At 47.3% G+C, this 15,252-nt stretch carries 17 protein-coding genes and 1 pseudogene; 15 read left to right on the top strand and 3 right to left on the bottom strand.

The window, feature by feature from the left end:
• Positions 1-17: 17 nt before the first annotated feature.
• Both H8S54_RS08735 and H8S54_RS08730 read left to right on the top strand, forming a co-directional pair.
• Complete coding sequence (locus H8S54_RS08735; RefSeq protein ID WP_117849904.1) at positions 18-1,253, top strand: galactokinase; 1,236 nt, start codon at positions 18-20, stop codon at positions 1,251-1,253.
• Between the two features lie 44 nt (positions 1,254-1,297).
• Positions 1,298-1,780: pseudogene (locus H8S54_RS08730) on the top strand (iron-containing alcohol dehydrogenase); the annotation flags it as partial.
• Between the two features lie 206 nt (positions 1,781-1,986).
• Here H8S54_RS08730 and H8S54_RS08725 read toward each other — a convergent pair.
• The gene (locus H8S54_RS08725) at positions 1,987-3,210 is read right to left on the bottom strand and encodes a dicarboxylate/amino acid:cation symporter (protein WP_021926975.1); all 1,224 of its coding nucleotides are present in this window, start codon (positions 3,208-3,210) and stop codon (positions 1,987-1,989) included.
• A gap of 287 nt (positions 3,211-3,497) precedes the next feature.
• Here H8S54_RS08725 and H8S54_RS08720 point away from each other — a divergent pair, with 287 nt between their 5' ends.
• From H8S54_RS08720 to H8S54_RS08700, 5 genes are all read left to right on the top strand, one after another.
• The gene (locus tag H8S54_RS08720) at positions 3,498-3,710 is read left to right on the top strand and encodes a hypothetical protein (RefSeq protein ID WP_147342965.1); all 213 of its coding nucleotides are present in this window, start codon (positions 3,498-3,500) and stop codon (positions 3,708-3,710) included.
• 1 nt (position 3,711) lies between these two features.
• Entirely contained in the window at positions 3,712-6,639 is a 2,928-nt protein-coding gene (locus tag H8S54_RS08715; protein ID WP_186901305.1) for a TIR domain-containing protein, read from the top strand.
• A gap of 138 nt (positions 6,640-6,777) precedes the next feature.
• Entirely contained in the window at positions 6,778-8,034 is a 1,257-nt protein-coding gene (locus tag H8S54_RS08710; RefSeq protein WP_207725601.1) for a DNA polymerase Y family protein, read from the top strand.
• Positions 8,035-8,040: 6 nt separating this feature from the next.
• Positions 8,041-8,895 (top strand): YitT family protein, encoded by an 855-nt coding sequence (locus H8S54_RS08705; RefSeq protein WP_021926972.1) that lies wholly within the window; start codon positions 8,041-8,043, stop codon positions 8,893-8,895.
• Between the two features lie 19 nt (positions 8,896-8,914).
• The gene (locus H8S54_RS08700; RefSeq protein WP_186901304.1) at positions 8,915-10,399 is read left to right on the top strand and encodes a L,D-transpeptidase family protein; all 1,485 of its coding nucleotides are present in this window, start codon (positions 8,915-8,917) and stop codon (positions 10,397-10,399) included.
• A 69-nt stretch (positions 10,400-10,468) separates the two neighbouring features.
• Here the strand turns inward: H8S54_RS08700 and H8S54_RS08695 are convergent, their stop codons facing one another.
• Positions 10,469-10,714 carry a helix-turn-helix transcriptional regulator gene (locus H8S54_RS08695; RefSeq protein WP_186901303.1) on the bottom strand — a complete coding sequence of 82 codons (246 nt, stop codon included), beginning with the start codon at positions 10,712-10,714 and terminating at the stop codon, positions 10,469-10,471.
• Positions 10,715-10,860: 146 nt separating this feature from the next.
• Here H8S54_RS08695 and H8S54_RS08690 point away from each other — a divergent pair, with 146 nt between their 5' ends.
• From H8S54_RS08690 to H8S54_RS08660, 7 genes are all read left to right on the top strand, one after another.
• Positions 10,861-11,289, top strand: coding sequence for a hypothetical protein (locus H8S54_RS08690; protein WP_178105259.1), 429 nt, complete (start codon positions 10,861-10,863; stop codon positions 11,287-11,289).
• Positions 11,290-11,461: 172 nt separating this feature from the next.
• Positions 11,462-11,743, top strand: a complete 282-nt coding sequence (locus tag H8S54_RS08685; RefSeq protein WP_021926969.1) for a nucleotidyltransferase domain-containing protein — start codon at positions 11,462-11,464, stop codon at positions 11,741-11,743.
• Positions 11,715-12,113, top strand: coding sequence for an HI0074 family nucleotidyltransferase substrate-binding subunit (locus H8S54_RS08680; protein WP_021926968.1), 399 nt, complete (start codon positions 11,715-11,717; stop codon positions 12,111-12,113). Before H8S54_RS08685 ends, H8S54_RS08680 begins: the two co-directional genes overlap by 29 nt.
• Positions 12,114-12,174: 61 nt before the next feature.
• Positions 12,175-12,447: a hypothetical protein gene (locus H8S54_RS08675; RefSeq protein WP_243176729.1), complete on the top strand. Its 273-nt coding sequence runs from the start codon at positions 12,175-12,177 to the stop codon at positions 12,445-12,447.
• 180 nt (positions 12,448-12,627) lie between these two features.
• Positions 12,628-12,978, top strand: a complete 351-nt coding sequence (locus H8S54_RS08670; RefSeq protein WP_186901302.1) for a GntR family transcriptional regulator — start codon at positions 12,628-12,630, stop codon at positions 12,976-12,978.
• 78 nt (positions 12,979-13,056) lie between these two features.
• Positions 13,057-13,767, top strand: a complete 711-nt coding sequence (locus H8S54_RS08665) for an ABC transporter ATP-binding protein (RefSeq protein ID WP_186901301.1) — start codon at positions 13,057-13,059, stop codon at positions 13,765-13,767.
• Positions 13,761-14,501 carry a hypothetical protein gene (locus tag H8S54_RS08660; RefSeq protein WP_021926964.1) on the top strand — a complete coding sequence of 247 codons (741 nt, stop codon included), beginning with the start codon at positions 13,761-13,763 and terminating at the stop codon, positions 14,499-14,501. The genes H8S54_RS08665 and H8S54_RS08660 overlap by 7 nt, the downstream gene beginning before the upstream one ends.
• A gap of 112 nt (positions 14,502-14,613) precedes the next feature.
• Here H8S54_RS08660 and H8S54_RS08655 read toward each other — a convergent pair whose 3' ends face one another.
• Positions 14,614-14,850, bottom strand: coding sequence for an alpha/beta-type small acid-soluble spore protein (locus H8S54_RS08655; protein WP_021926963.1), 237 nt, complete (start codon positions 14,848-14,850; stop codon positions 14,614-14,616).
• A 165-nt stretch (positions 14,851-15,015) separates the two neighbouring features.
• Here H8S54_RS08655 and H8S54_RS08650 point away from each other — a divergent pair, with 165 nt between their 5' ends.
• Complete coding sequence (locus H8S54_RS08650; protein WP_021926962.1) at positions 15,016-15,252, top strand: GyrI-like domain-containing protein; 237 nt, start codon at positions 15,016-15,018, stop codon at positions 15,250-15,252.

Below are 15,252 nucleotides of genomic sequence, written 5' to 3'. Positions count from 1 at the left end.
AAAGAAGGAGAATCCCTATGAACTTACCAGAAAAAGCAAGCTTTGAGAAAATCTACGGAGAAACCGAGAAATGTACTGAACGCTTCCAGGATCTTGCAGAGAAATTTGCCAAGATCTACAAGCATGACCATGCAGATTTCTTCACTTCTCCGGGAAGAACCGAGATTATCGGAAACCATGTAGACCATAACGGCGGCAAGGTAATCGCAGGAAGCATCAACCTTGACACCATCGGCGCTGCAGCACCAAACGGCACCAATGTGATCCACATCACCAGCGAAGGCTACAGAGACGAGATCGTAGTAGACCTTGACCGCATCAGCAGAGCCAACTACCCGAAAGGAACCTTCGCCCTCCTTGCAGGAATGATGGAAGGCGCGAAGAAAAACGGCTTCAAGACAGCCGGATTCGATGCTTATGTAAGCACCAACGTAATCGCAGCAGCAGGCGTAAGCTCCTCCGCATCCTTTGAGATGCTGATCATGGTTATCATCGACTATTTCTTCAACGACAGCAAGATGACCTACACCGACTATGCAAAGATCGGCCAGTACGCTGAGAATGTTTACTGGGACAAGGCATCCGGAATGATGGATCAGATGGCATGCGCAGTAGGCGGACCGGTTCTTTTTGACTTCGCAGACCGAAACGACCTGAAATACAGCAAGCTTGATTTCTCCTTTGGAAAATTCGGCCACAAGCTGGTAATCGTAAACACAGGAAAAGGCCATGCAGACCTGAGCCAGGAGTACTCTGAGATTCCGGGAGAGATGAAAGCAGCAGCCAAGGTACTTGGCGCAGAGCTTCTTCATGAGACCACCCTTGAGAATCTTCTTGCACATGTCAATGAGATCAAGGACGACAGAGCCATCCTTCGTGCCATCCATTTCTTCGAAGAGACCTCCCGCGTAGAGCGCGCAGCCGATGCCATCGGAGAGGAGAACTACCAGGAATTCCTGAAGCTGATGGATGAGTCCGGAAGATCTTCCTGGGAGCTGCTTCAGAACTGCTACTGCATTAAGGACTGCCACGAGCAGAAGATCCCTCTTGTACTTGCCCTGACCCAGCTGTTCCTGAACAAGATCGGCGGCGGTATCTGCCGAGTACACGGCGGCGGATTCGCAGGCGTTATCGCAGCCATCGTTCCGGAAAAAGAGATGGACAATTATGTAGAGTATATTGCTCAGTATGTAGGCAGAGACAATGTATATCCAATGGACATCCGTGCCGTAGGCGCAGCCCATATCGGTTGAGAAATGAGTGAATTCAAACCTGAAAAAGGCGAAAAAGCCAAATCCTTGAGGGAACCGCACCTACCAAGAATCCGTGCGTTCCGATTATTGCAGTTCCAACTACAGCAGGTACTGCAGCTGAGGTTACCATCAACTACGTTATCACAGATGTTGAGAGAAAGAGAAAATTCGTATGTGTAGATCCTCATGACATGCCGATCATCGCAATTGTTGACCCTGAGATGATGTCCTCCATGCCAAAAGGACTTACCGCATCCACAGGTATGGATGCCCTGACACATGCCATCGAGGGATACACCACAAAAGCTGCATGGGAAATGACAGATATGTTCCATCTCAAAGCCATCGAACTGATCTCCAAATCCTTAAGAGGTGCTGTTGAAAACACCAAAGAGGGACGTGAGGGCATGGCTCTTGGACAGTACATTGCAGGAATGGGCTTCTCTAACGTAGGACTTGGAATCGCACACTCCATGGCACACACCTTAGGTGCTGTCTATGATACTCCTCACGGCGTTGCCTGCGCACCAGGAAACCCGAAAGACGCAAGCGTAGAAGACCTGACTGCTCTGTTCAGAAAGATTATGTAAGAAGTGCCTGAATATCTGGGCAAATAAAAAAGCTGTAAAAGTAAATCCGGATGATAAGTTCATATCTTATGTGTGACTTATCATCCAGAAGCTTTTACAGCTTTTTGTGTAAAATGCTGGTATTTGGAAAAGGCACCGCCGGATTATTCGTCCAGCTTGATCTTTTCTTTCAGAACTACGCAGCCTGCCATATCACCAATAACATTGACGCAAGTAGCACCCATATCGCAAAGGGTATTGATGCTGATGTACACGCCCATAACGCCTGCCGGAAGACCTGCCATGGTGGCAAGGGCTGCGAAGGAAGCAATGGCGCCTCCTGGGATTCCCGGTGTTCCCACAGACAGAAGCACGTTGGCCAGAAGGATCACGATCATCATGGAAATGCTCACATTGATTCCGCAGGCATTTGCAAAGAACATGATCATAAAGGACATGAGAATGGAAACCGCGTCCATGTTTACGGTAGCGCCAAGAGGAATGGCAATACTGGTGATCTTGTTGGAGACGCCCATCTCATCCTCCATGCACTGCTTGCTGATCGGGATGGTAGCAGAACTGGAGCAGGTTCCAAATGCGTTTAACGCAGCCGGAAGCATTGCCTTAAAGAACTTCACCGGACTTTCCTTACCGATGAACCTCACAGCGCCGCCGTACACAATAAAGGCAAATCCAAAGAATGCAAGGTACAGGATTACAAGCTGGGTAGCCAGTGAGATAATAGTCTCGGTACCGTTGGCCTCCACAACCGGAACGATAGTACAGAAGACACCGATTGGGGTAAAATACATAACTGTGCTGATGACCTTCAGACATACCTCATTGCAGGAGTCGATCACCTTCAGAAGGGCCGCTCCCTTTTCCCCGATGGCGATCAGGGTGAAGCCTACGATCACGGCAAACACCAGGACCTGAAGCATGTTTCCGTTGGCAAAAGCAGCCACCGGATTGGACGGGATCAGGTTCTTGATGGTATCCAGAATGCTGGTCATCTCTGTAGCCTGAATGTCAGAGGTTGCCATCTCAAACTTAACGTTCTTGCCAAGGTTGATCAGTCGCGGGATGATCAGTCCTGCCAGGCTGGCAAGGGCAGTGGTGCACAGGAAAAAGATCATGGCACCTGCAGTGATCTTACCAGTGGTGCGGGCACTTCCAATACTGGTGATACCCATAATAATGGAACAGAATACCAGCGGGAAGATCATCATGTTCAGGGCGTTCATGTAGATGCTTCCAATCAGGCTGGTAACAGTCAGTACAGGCTCGAAGCGGTTCGCCAGAAAAAGTCCGGTGAGAATACCAAGGATCAGCCCGGTAAAAATTGCGGTTGTGATATGTTTCTTATACCACGCATAAAAACTCTTCATTTGTTCCCTCCTTAAAATAACCCAGAATATTTCAACATTTTACCATAATCTCACATTCTATATGTTACAGTAATAAAACTGATGTGTTACAAATACATTACGAAGCAGCAGACGGGCTAAGAATGTATTTTCACAGGTACAGACAGGGGAAAAACGTCGAAATAAGCAGAAGAAACTGGACATATTTCACACATGCGTGCTATACTGAAATAAAACAGAACTGCTGGAGGATAGCAGGAATTTCGTGACAGCAATTTTCCTGATGTTTTCCGGAAGCCTACCAGCTGGTGCCATACATCAGAACCTGCCAGGCCAGGAGCAAGTACCATATTTACGCCAGGGAGCTTCAGGCCTCTGCCAAGGTGTTCACCCAGTGGGACAAATACAAATATTTAAAAGGTGCCAAGGGCGATTACATTGCAGTCCGGGAGGATGACCTTTCGGATGTTTATACCATCGAGAAATCTGTATTTTTACGAAGCTATGAGAGGTGCGAATAAAATGGGAAACTGGAAATATACGGCCTTTATCAGCTACAGGCACGGCGGAAATGACGAGTTTGCGGCAAAGACCCTTCATAATATGCTGGAAAATTACCGTGTTCCGGCGAAGCTGGCAGCCAAGCTTGGACGAAAAAAGGTAGGCAGGATCTTCCGTGATGTGGACGAGCTGCCAAGCTCCAGCAGTCTGTACAACAATATTGAGGAGGCCCTTGGACAGTCTGAGTTTCTCATTGTGATCTGTACCCCAAGGCTTCAGGAATCCAAGTGGTGCATGCGTGAGATCGAGCTGTTCCAGAAGCTTCGGGGCAGTGATCATATTATTGCAGTGCTTGCAGAAGGGGAACCTGTGGACAGCTTTCCCTATGCCATCACCCATCCGGTGATCAACGGGCAGGAAGTTGAGGTAGAGCCTCTGGCTGCAGATGTGCGCGGCGAGACGCCGGCAAAGCAAAAGCACAAGATGAGAGTGGAGCAGCTGCGTATTGTGGCAGCCATGCTGCACTGCGAGTTCGACCAGCTCCGTCAAAGAGAACAGCAGCGCCAGCTCCAGCGAGGCATTGCAGCCGGCGGCGTCAGCTTTGCTGTTGTCTGTGCTTTCCTTGCCATGTCTGTAAGGGAGAACCAGAAGCTGCAGAAACAGGTGCAGAAGACCCAGTCTGCCCAGTCCTATCTGCTGGCAGAGTATTCGGATACCGCTTATTCTGCGGATAACCTGAAGCTGGCAGCCATGCTTGCCATGGAAGGTCTTCCGGAGGATTTAGGAGATGATCGTCCTTTTGAGGGCGCGGCTATGGCTTCCCTTACCAATGCTTTGCAGACCTACGATTACCAGAAGGGATACGCGGCGAGAAGCAATGTGAAGACCCAGACCATGGATGCGGTGCTGGTCAGCCCGTATGATGATTACATTGCCTATATTGACTTTGTAAGCTCCTCAGATTATACCCTTCATTTCTATGACATTGCCGCTGGAAAGGTTGTGGCAGATTTTCCGGTAAACCCGGATTACAACGGATACCGCAGCTGTAACTCCAAGGTTGCCTTTTTCGGGGATCACCGCTGCGCCATTGCCGGCAAAGAGGGACTCCAGGTCATTGACATGAACACGATGGAGGTGCTCTGGGAGGGCGCCTATGGCATGACTGTCAGCGCAAGTGCCGATGGTTCCAGAGTCAGTGTGTTTAATATAGAGGAAAACAGCCTGACCGTCTATACCGCAGATGGAACGCTGCTTTCTGAGCGCAGCTGGGAGAATGGGGAAGCCGTATTTTTCGGAATGAGTGATGACGGCAGGTATGCAGCCGTCGCAGAAGTTGTGGATGAGGATAACAACGAACAGAACAATCTTTATATTATTAATACCAATACTGGAAATACAGTGAAATATCTGGACGATGTGAAATATGAAAACTGTGTATTCAATGACAGCTCATGGTGCGGAAACAAGCTGTTTTTCACCTATGGAGGAGACGAGCTTTATGGATTTGTGGATATGGATCAGAACCAGGTTCACAAAACCACAAGTAAGATCGAGACCGACATCTGTTATGCAGATTCCCGCCGGGGACTGATCTATTTCCGTGATGGAAACCAGCTGAACTGTGCTTCCATGGAAACCGGAGAGGTTGAGAAGACTTACAGCGCAGCCGGAAACATTGCGGATGCTGTCTATACAGGAGATGGGAAAAATACCACCTTTGCTGTCAGCGACTCTGACGGAACCCTGGAATATGTGGATTTTACAAAGGATCCATACCGGATCGGAAGCCTTGCTGGAGACGGCAAGGAGTGTTCGGAAATCTGCATAGGAGATACCTATGCGGTAACCTATACCTACAACGATTATGAATTCCGTATTTATCAGAAAAATAACCGCAGTACCTCCCAAACCGCTTCCATGAAGAAGCGTTCCAACGAAAAGGTGGCACATCTGATCCGCCGTGAGAGGATGCTGGCCGTGAACTGTACAGACAACTCCTACATGGTAAATCTGTCCACCATGAACGGAGCTGAGTTTGACAACGAAGTTTCCTATATGAATGTTATCAATGATAATCTGGTCAGCTGTGACAATCTGGACGGAACCATCAGCGTCTATGATGGGGAAACCGGAGAACTGCTTACAGATCTTCCGGACGGAGTAGGCGGCAACCTTGAGACAGATGCTGCCTATATGGTAGAAGACGGTGTTATGAAAAAATACAGCTATGATAAGACAGATAAGTCCGCAGATGAGGTGGAGCCGGTTTATACAGAAGAAGTACCGGAAGACTGTATCATGGCATTTATTTCCAAGGACGGTTATCTGGTAGAAGAAAGAAACGACGGCGGTGATACCAGTACGCTGGTGGTTCTGGATCCGGATCGAAAGGAAGTTCTGTCTGTGGAAGAAACGGGCGCAAGCAGCAGTGGGGAAGCAGATTACGTGCTGTACCAGCCTGCCGGAGAGACCGATTATGTTCTCTACAATTTCGCGGAGAAAAAAGAGATTGCCCGAATGGATCTTGGGGAATTTTCCTGGATGGAGTGTGTAAACGGCGGATATGCCTTCCTTTGCAGCAGTGATAAGGGGGCTTATGTGGTAGATACCTCCACAGGAGAAGTGATCCTGACCATTTCTGAGGCCAATACCTTGTATACCTTTGATGCACCGGAAGGGCAGCCTTATTTCACAGCTCTTTACCTTTCTGACAACGGAGAGACCAGACTGGACGTATACAGCAGGGAAGAGCCATCCTCCCCGATCGCCAGAATCAAAGGCGGTCTTGGAATGAACGAAAAGGGCGAGGTGCTGATCTTCGACGGTGTGGATACTATTTACGGAGTACCGTTCCTTTCCATGGATGAAACTTATGCAAATGGTAAGGAATTCCTGAACGGCGAGGGCCTGACGGATGAGCAGAAGGCGGCTTATCATTGTGATTAAGCGATAAGGCTGATGATTTCTGACGTCTGTATTGCTTTCATTTGTGTGAATGATATTGCAAAGTGAGGCGGGCAGATTGCAGAAATGTTTGTGGCAGGATTTAAGCCGCGCAGCAGGAGGTGATCCCCTATAGAACGGTTGATTTTCCATGTAGATGTAAACAGTGCCTTCCTCTCCTGGGAGGCGGCGAAACGAGTGAAGGAAGGGCTTCCAGATCTGCGGGAAATCCCTTCTGTGGTGGGCGGAGATCCAAAGAAGCGCACGGGAATCGTGGTTGCCAAATCCATTCCCGCCAAGAAGTACGGCATTCAGACTGGGGAGCCTATGGCCATGGCTCTTCGGAAATGCCCCAATCTTGTGGTGGTTCCCAGTGATTTTCGCCTTTATACAGAGAATTCCCTGGCATTTAAGGCGATTTGCAGGGACTATGCCCCTGTGGTGGAATCCTTTTCCATTGACGAAGTGTTCCTGGATATGACAGGCACCTCCCTGATCTACCCGGATCCCATTGCAACCGCCCATGAGATCAAGGACAAGATCCACGCAGAGCTTGGCTTCACTGTGAATGTGGGGATTTCCACCAATAAGCTGCTTGCCAAAATGGCTTCAGATTTCGAGAAGCCGGACAAGGTGCACACCCTGTTTCCAGAAGAAATTCCGGTCAAAATGTGGCCCCTTCCCATCCGGGATCTTCTGTTTCTGGGCAAAGCCTCCGAGAAAAGGCTGCAGGATTTCGGAATCCATACCATCGGCGAGCTTGCCAGGGAAAAGGAATCCGCCATCCAATCTCTGCTTGGGGAAAAGACAGGACATCAGCTTTACCAGTATGCCAGAGGAATCGACAATTCCCCGGTGCTTGCCCAGGCAGAAGAGAGCAAGGGCTTCAGCGTGGAGAAAACCTTCAATGACGACATTGTTTCCGTGGAACAGGTGCTTCCCATTCTTCTGGAGCAGTGCGACATTGTTGCTACCCGCATGCGGCGGAAAGGGAAGAAATGCAGCTGTATTTCCGTCACCTTCCGTACCCTGGACTTCAAGAACCGTTCCCATCAGACCAGCCTTTCCAGTGCCACGGACGTGACCGATGAGATCTACGAAAATGCCAGAAGGCTGTTTCTGGAATTCTGGAAGGGGCAGCCCCTTCGACTGATCGGTGTTGCTCTCACCGGACTGACAGATGAGAGCTTTGAGCAGATGTCGTTGTTTGAGGATACGAAGAAAAAAGAGCAGCGCCAGAAGCTGGATGCTGCTTTGGATGCCATCCGCATGAAGTTTGGCAACGACAAGATCACCCGCGCCAGCATTATGAACAGCAACACCGGCATGGGACGGAAAGCAAAAGCGCAGATGGAGAATGAGACCCAAAAGCGAAATAAAACTGATAAGAAAGACTAAAAAGCTATGAAAAAACAACTGGATTACAAAAATATCATAAAAGAAACTGTGATTCTTACCTGGGCAGTGGCTATTATTGCGGCGGCAGTTTATTTTTTCCTGGTGCCAAGCCATACCTCGGTCAGCAGCATTTCCGGTCTTGGAATTGTGCTGTCCAACTTTGTTCCCCTGCCCTTGTCTGCCATCACCATGATCCTGAACGTGGTGCTCCTGATCATCGGATTTTTTACCTGCGGAAGGGAATTTGGAGTAAAGACCGTTTATACAAGCATTGTTTTGCCGCTGTTTATCGGTCTTTTTGAAAGGATTTTCCCGGATTTTGAATCCATGACCGGAAGCCAGGAACTGGATGTGCTCTGCTACATCCTGGTGGTCAGCGTAGGACTTAGCATTTTGTTTAACCGGAATGCGTCCTCCGGCGGTCTGGACATTGTGGCAAAGATCATGAACAAATACCTGCACATGGAGCTTGGCAAAGCCATGTCCCTTTCCGGCATGTGCGTGGCACTTTCCGCGGCACTTGTGTACGATAAGAAAACGGTGGTGCTCAGTATTCTGGGAACGTATTTCAACGGCATGGTGCTGGATCACTTTATTTTCGACCACAATATCAAACGGCGCGTCTGCATTATCACAAAGAAAGAGGAGGAGCTTCGAAGGTTTATCATCGAGGATCTTCACAGCGGCGCGACGATTTACGAGTCTATTGGAGCGTACAACTTGCAGAAGCGCAATGAGATCATCACCATTGTAGACAAAAACGAATATCAGAAGCTGATGAACTTCATCAACCACGAAGACCCGAAAGCTTTTGTGACGGTTTACAATGTTTCAGACATGCGCTATCAGCCGAAGATGTGAGAGACAGGTGAGAGCAGATATGAGCAAAGAGAAAAAAAGAAAGAATGGGATTAAAGAATCCGGGAAGAAATCCCGGAATCAGAAGAAAAAACTGAAGGGAGTTCTTACTGCCTGTATTGTAATCCTTGTTCTTCTGGTGATTGGTCTGATCGCATATGAGATCGTAGTAAATACAAAGACAATGGGCGGAAACATTACCGTCAACGGAGCAAATGTTTCCCGTCTTACTCCCGAAAAAGCCAGCGAGACCTTAAGCTCTGCTTTCGAATCGAAGCAGTTGACCTACGTGGAAAATGGAAATACGGTATATACCGTCACCCTTGGAAACCTGGGTTATTCCCTGGACCAGGCGGATCTGCTTTCCCAACTGGAACAGATTATGGAGGAACACCAACAGAACTGGAAGCTTTTTCGTGGAAGAGAGAATGATGTGGTGATCTTAAATGTGCAGAGGGATGACCAGAAGTTTTCAGATGCGTTAACGGAAGGGAATTTTTCCGGAAGCGGTGAGAGAGTTGCCTCCCAGAGTGCGAGCATTCAGTATGACAGCCAGCAGGACACTTACGTGGTAATTCGGGATCAGCTTGGAAACCAGATCGATGAGGGAAAATTAAGACAGTACACAGAAGCCTACGTCGGCCAGAGCCTGGACGATTCTTTTTTCAAAAATAATCTGCAGATAGAGGTGAACGAAAACCTTTACAAGGCAGCAGAGGTAACCGCAGATTCCACAGAACTGAATGAAAAAGCAGCAGAGCTGAACACCCTTCTTTCCAATTACAGAAATGCCTCCATTACCTACACCTTTGGAAGTGTGACGGAGGTACTGAACGGGGAGACCACAGGAGCTTGGCTGCAGATTTCAGACGACGGGATTACCGTGGATGAGGCACAGGTTCAGTCCTACGTGGAGAACCTGGCTGGAAAATATAATACCATTTATGTACCAAGATCTTTCCAGACCACAGGCGGTGGCGTCATAGAAGTGAGCAACAATGAATATGGCTATCGGATCGACCAGAGTGGGGAAGTCCAGCAGATCCTTACAGATTTAAAGAGCGGAGAAGCCGTTACCCGTGAGCCTGTTTATGAGAAGGCTGGTTTGTCACGAAATGGAACCGATGATCTGAACGGAAGCTATATTGAGGTCAGTCTGTCTCAGCAGCATTTGTGGCTGTACAAGGATGGCGCGCTGGTTACAGAAACGGACATCATCAGCGGCCTTCCTACACCGGAGCGTGCCACCTACACAGGCGCTTACCCCATCGCCTACAAGGCAAGCCCCTTCACCCTTTCCAGTGAGGAGTATGGATACGAGACAACCGTGCAGTACTGGATGCCCTTCGTCTACGGCCAGGGTCTCCATGATGCAAGCTGGCAGTCCTCCTTCGGCGGTGACGCATATAAAACCCGAGGCAGCCACGGCTGCGTAAACCTTCCGCCAGATGAGGCTTCGATTATTTATAACACCATAGAGGGCGGGTATCCCATTATTTTGTATTAAATTGCATCAATTTACTTAAATTTAACAACGAAATGAACAAATATAAATTGACAACTTATTTTAACTATGTTACACCTTGGCATATTTTTTAAATACCCGCGCGAAATGACTCTGGGAAGAAAATCCCAGATAGTTTCCGATTGCAGTAAGAGATTTACCCGAATAACGGAGGAGGCGCTTTGCTTCTTCCGTTTTTTCTTTTAAAATAAAATCTGTCAGGCTTTCCCCGGTCTCTTCCTTAAACCGCCTGGAAAGATAAGGGCGGCTCAAAAACAGCTCTTTTGCCAGCTTTTCCACAGTGATGTTCTCAGACATATGATGCTGGATGTAATTGGCAACATCCAGAGTAAGCCGGGGGGCTGCTTTCCAAGGCGCAGGCGCTCTACTTTGTTCGTATAATCCAGCAGCATCCGGTACTGGAGATTTACCAGCTTTTCTGGGGAAGCGAGAAGCTCGCACTGTTGGATATAGGAATCACTGAGGGAAAAGGCATCGTTTACATCCATCCCGCCAGAATCAGCCAGCCGCTGAACTTTCTGCCAGGTTCCGTTTATGCTTCTGGCTGCGATGAAAAGGGAAATACCACGGACGCGTTGCTGAAAGAGGTTCCCGCATGGCAGCCGGGCAGCTGGTACGAAACCTGCAAGGGAAAGCCAAACCAGAAAGAATTGGAAGCCATGCTTGGCAGACCCTATCATTTTGTGAAGCCGCGAAAAGGTCAGTTTACCATGGATAATTCTGTGGAGGAAATGAAAGATGCATCCTCTGCCGGAGCCCCCTTACGCAGCATGCAGATTTCCGGCGGCATGAAAGGCGGCCTCGTCCCCGCCCTCCTGGAATTCGCCAACGGTCATTTTCTCCGCGGAATTTGGAAAATGATCACCGGCTGATGCTGAATCCTCACAGTGTTATTAAATACCGAACCTACACTGCTGTGAGTCAGCAGAAAAAGATTCATATTGATTTATTCCCCGCCATCACGTATTATAAATACAGATCTCCCCATCTCTTAGGAAATGCTGAGAGAGGTGGGGAATATTTTTTATAGAGGGATGTTGAAGTATGCAGATAGAAGACGTGATGCAGGAAATCATTGGAATATGCAAAAGAAATGGAGCCACCACAGTAATCCTTTTCGGCTCTCGCGCCAAGGGAACTGCACTGGAAAGAAGCGACATTGATATTGCAGTAAAAGGCGTGGACGACATAGAAAACCTAAGAGAAGAGCTGGAAGAAATCCCCACACTATATACCATTGATCTTGTTGGCCTGGAAGAGTGCCAAAATAATCTTTTATTGGAGGACATAGAAAAGTATGGACGAAAAATTTACGAAAAGATATGAATCTTTTAAAAATTCTCTATCTTCTCTTTCTGAAGCCAGAGAACGTGATATGACGGATTCTTTTGTATTAAGCGGAACCAGTGCCAAATTCAGTATTACCTTTGATCTTGCATGGAAAGTAATGAAAGATATCCTGGTTCAGTATTATGCAATCACAGGCTTTGTTGCTGGTTCGCCTCGTGAAGTCTTAAGAGAATCTTTCCAGGCAAACCTGATTGAGGGAGACGAATGGATGGAGATGCTGAAGGTCAGAAACCTGCTGGCACACGACTATGATGGCATCATCGTAAAAAACAGCTGCCAGACAATCGTCGACGTCTATATAACCAAATTCGAAGAATTTCAGGAGAAAGTAGAGAACTTGTTTTAAGAAAATAAGTGTCCCCAGATATGGCGTAATAGTATAAAAACAGAAAGTGATTTCGTAAGAGATGGAAGAAGTAAAAAAATCAAAAGAAATGGATATGCTAAACGGCGGTCTTGCCGGCAAGCTGATCATCTTTGCCATACCGCTGGCATTCAGCAGTATTTTGCAGCAGCTGTTTAACTCTGCGGATGTTGCCGTAGTCGGCAGATTTGCAGGGGACAGGACTCTGGCAGCAGTGGGAAGCTGCGTGGCTCTGGTTGGTATTTTTGTAAACCTTCTGGATTTTCATCGGCGGCGCGATTCTGGTAGTGTATCTTTTGCATATGCGAAAGCTTGAGGCAAAGGCGAATTTATAAAACTAAAGTTTTTTACACAATTCTTTTCAAAAACAGCAATCGCGGCGGTTGCTGTTTTTTTATTCAAGGAAATTTTTAATAATTCTAAAAATCTTTCTTGACAATTCTATATTTCTAGTGTACTATTCAACTATGACAGTGATACAAAGAAGGAGGGCATCATGGAATATAATCCGGCGCTGCCGATTTATCTCCAGGCAGCCAATTCAATCAAGCGAGATATTGTAACAGGCAAGCTGCCCCCGGGAGCCAAGCTTCCCTCTGTGCGCGACCTGGCGGTGGAATACACCATTAATCCAAATACTGTCAGCCGCGTATATAAGGAGCTTGAAAGCGAGGGCGTCTGCTTCACCAGACGCGGAATGGGAACCTTTGTCACAGAAGACCCCGGGAAAGTAGACCAGATGAAAGAAGAAATGGCCGGCACACTGATCCGGGATTTTCTGGAAGGCATGGAGCAGCTTGGTTTTTCCAGAAGCGAGGCGATCACTCTTCTGGAAAAGCAAAAATAAAAATACTGTCCGACAACCTGCATTTTTGGTTAGGTAAGACAGCTGCAAAATCAGAATCATAACAAGGAGTGTATGAAAATGATCTTAGAAAGCAAAGAAGCAACGAAAAAATACGGCAGCAAAACCGCTGTCGATCACGTATCCCTGAAGTTAGAATCAGGACTTGTATACGCTATGCTCGGTCCCAACGGAAGCGGCAAGACCACCTGGATGAAGATGACTGCCGGACTTGTAAAGCCAACCAGCGGTGAGATCCTTTACCAGAACCAGCCCATCGGCAAAGAAAGCAAGAAGGAAATCGCCTACATGTCCACAGAGCCATACTTCTACAACTGGATGTCCGTAGCGGATGTGGGAAACTATTACGCCGATTTCTTCGAGGATTTTTCCATGGAAAAGTATCAGCAGATGATCACCCGTATGGAGCTGACCGAGGACATGAAAGCCAAGAAGCTTTCCTCCGGTATGATGGCGAAGCTGAAGATCGCCGTGACCATGGCTCGAAAGGCAAAGATCTATCTTCTGGATGAGCCATTAAACGGTATCGACCTTCTTGCAAGAGATGAAATCATGAAAAGCATTCTGGAAGCGGTTGATCCGGATGTGACTTTGGTGGTTTCCAGCCATCTGGTAGACGAGCTGGAGCGCGTGGCAGACGCAGCCCTTTTCATGAAGGATGGCCATCTGGTAGAACAGTGCATGGTAGAGGAGCTCCGTATCAGTCGGCACAAATCTGTCGTAGATCTTTATCGTGAAATTTATGGACATGGGGGAGAAGCAGTATGTTAAAGTTAATGAAATATGAATTTCGCAAAACCGCATTTTCAAAACTGATCTTATTAAGCATTACTCTTTTATCTGAAATCGTTTATTTACTGGGAATATTTTTGAAAAAGGATGTGTTCCTTTCCTCTGGGATTATGTTTCTGGTTCTGTGTGCAACTATGGGTATCCTGTACATTGGCCTGGAAAGCGTAACCGTTTTGCACCGGGATCTGAACACCAAACAGAGCTACATGCTGTTCCTCACTCCCAAAAGCAGCTACCAGATCCTTGGAGCCAAAATTCTGGAAAACGGAATCTCCATACTGATCACAGGCGCGTTTTTTGCAGCCCTGGCAGCAATCGATGCAGCTGCCGCGTATTTTTACGTCGGCGGACTAAAGGAAGTCTGGAATATGGTAAACGATGTTTTGTATGTGAGCATGCATATATCTGTTGATCCTGTCAGCATTGCCTTTGCCTTTTTTACACTTCTGGCAAGCTGGATCTCCTACATTGTCAGTGCAGATTTTGCCGTAATTTTATCCGCCAGTGTTCTTGCCGGCAAAAAGGCCAGCGGTGTGGTATCCTTTGTTATTTTTATCATTCTTTCCATTCTTCTTGGCATGGTACTGGACAGAGTTCCGACGCTGCAAAGTAAAGAAAGTACATTTGCTTTGTATATTGCAGTTGTGCTGGTGATCTCTGCGATCATCTACCTGATCAGCGGATGGATCATGGAAAAGAAACTGAGCGTATAATATTTTTTCGTCTGCAATCATTACATGAAAACAGGGCATTACCTGCTTCTTTCATAAGGAGTAAGGAATGCCCTGTAGTTTTTTGCTTTTTTAATCAGGCTTTTTCAAAAGATTAGTACTGACCGCTCTGCTGGCTGCCCTGTCCTGCGGACATGGAACGCTCCTGCGCCTCGATCATTTTTTTCACCATATAGCCGCCGACACTTCCGTTCTGCTTGGAAGTAAGGTTTCCGTTGTATCCGTCTGTAAGCGGCACACCCAGCTCATTTGCAACCTCAAATTTGAAACGATTTAATGCGCCCTTTGCTTCTGGTACAGCTGCTTTGTTAGAAGAAGTATTGTTTGACATAATCATTTTCCTCCTTGGTTAAGAAATGTTTTGTTTGATGTTACATTGCTAGTATGTGCTTTGAAAAAGAAAATACACTGGGAATTAATGGACTGAAAAATTTAAAACATAGCTTGATTTTTTCTTCTGGATGAAGAAGATCAGTATGACGGCAAAGTGGAAAGTATGCCAGAAACCCTCTGTGTCAGCATTCGTTTCCGTGGAAGTCACGGGGAAGCACCTGCGCAGTATGAGAAGCTTCTGAAATATATAAACGATCATAATTTGCAGGTGACTGGTTTTTCCAGAGAAATCACTATGATCGACTATGGTCTCACCAGCGACACGGAGAAATTCGTCACGGAAATCAGTATCCCGGTAGTTGCTGTAAACGAAAGGATTCCCGGCAGCAACTCTTTATAA

The organism is Blautia segnis (assembly GCF_014287535.1).
Classification (GTDB): Bacteria; Bacillota; Clostridia; order Lachnospirales; family Lachnospiraceae; genus Blautia_A; species Blautia_A acetigignens.
This window is presented reverse-complemented; position numbering and strand designations above follow the sequence as displayed.

Coding starts and splice junctions, on each gene's coding strand:
- H8S54_RS08665 (WP_186901301.1), top strand. CDS start 13,057: ATGATCTTAGAAAGCAAAGAAGCAACGAAAAAATACGGCAGCAAAACC.
- H8S54_RS08675 (WP_243176729.1), top strand. CDS start 12,175: ATGGAAGAAGTAAAAAAATCAAAAGAAATGGATATGCTAAACGGCGGT.
- H8S54_RS08650 (WP_021926962.1), top strand. CDS start 15,016: ATGCCAGAAACCCTCTGTGTCAGCATTCGTTTCCGTGGAAGTCACGGG.
- H8S54_RS08715 (WP_186901305.1), top strand. CDS start 3,712: ATGGGAAACTGGAAATATACGGCCTTTATCAGCTACAGGCACGGCGGA.
- H8S54_RS08685 (WP_021926969.1), top strand. CDS start 11,462: ATGCAGATAGAAGACGTGATGCAGGAAATCATTGGAATATGCAAAAGA.
- H8S54_RS08735 (WP_117849904.1), top strand. CDS start 18: ATGAACTTACCAGAAAAAGCAAGCTTTGAGAAAATCTACGGAGAAACC.
- H8S54_RS08700 (WP_186901304.1), top strand. CDS start 8,915: ATGAGCAAAGAGAAAAAAAGAAAGAATGGGATTAAAGAATCCGGGAAG.
- H8S54_RS08680 (WP_021926968.1), top strand. CDS start 11,715: ATGGACGAAAAATTTACGAAAAGATATGAATCTTTTAAAAATTCTCTA.
- H8S54_RS08725 (WP_021926975.1), bottom strand. CDS start 3,210: ATGAAGAGTTTTTATGCGTGGTATAAGAAACATATCACAACCGCAATT.
- H8S54_RS08670 (WP_186901302.1), top strand. CDS start 12,628: ATGGAATATAATCCGGCGCTGCCGATTTATCTCCAGGCAGCCAATTCA.
- H8S54_RS08655 (WP_021926963.1), bottom strand. CDS start 14,850: ATGTCAAACAATACTTCTTCTAACAAAGCAGCTGTACCAGAAGCAAAG.
- H8S54_RS08705 (WP_021926972.1), top strand. CDS start 8,041: ATGAAAAAACAACTGGATTACAAAAATATCATAAAAGAAACTGTGATT.
- H8S54_RS08695 (WP_186901303.1), bottom strand. CDS start 10,714: ATGTCTGAGAACATCACTGTGGAAAAGCTGGCAAAAGAGCTGTTTTTG.
- H8S54_RS08660 (WP_021926964.1), top strand. CDS start 13,761: ATGTTAAAGTTAATGAAATATGAATTTCGCAAAACCGCATTTTCAAAA.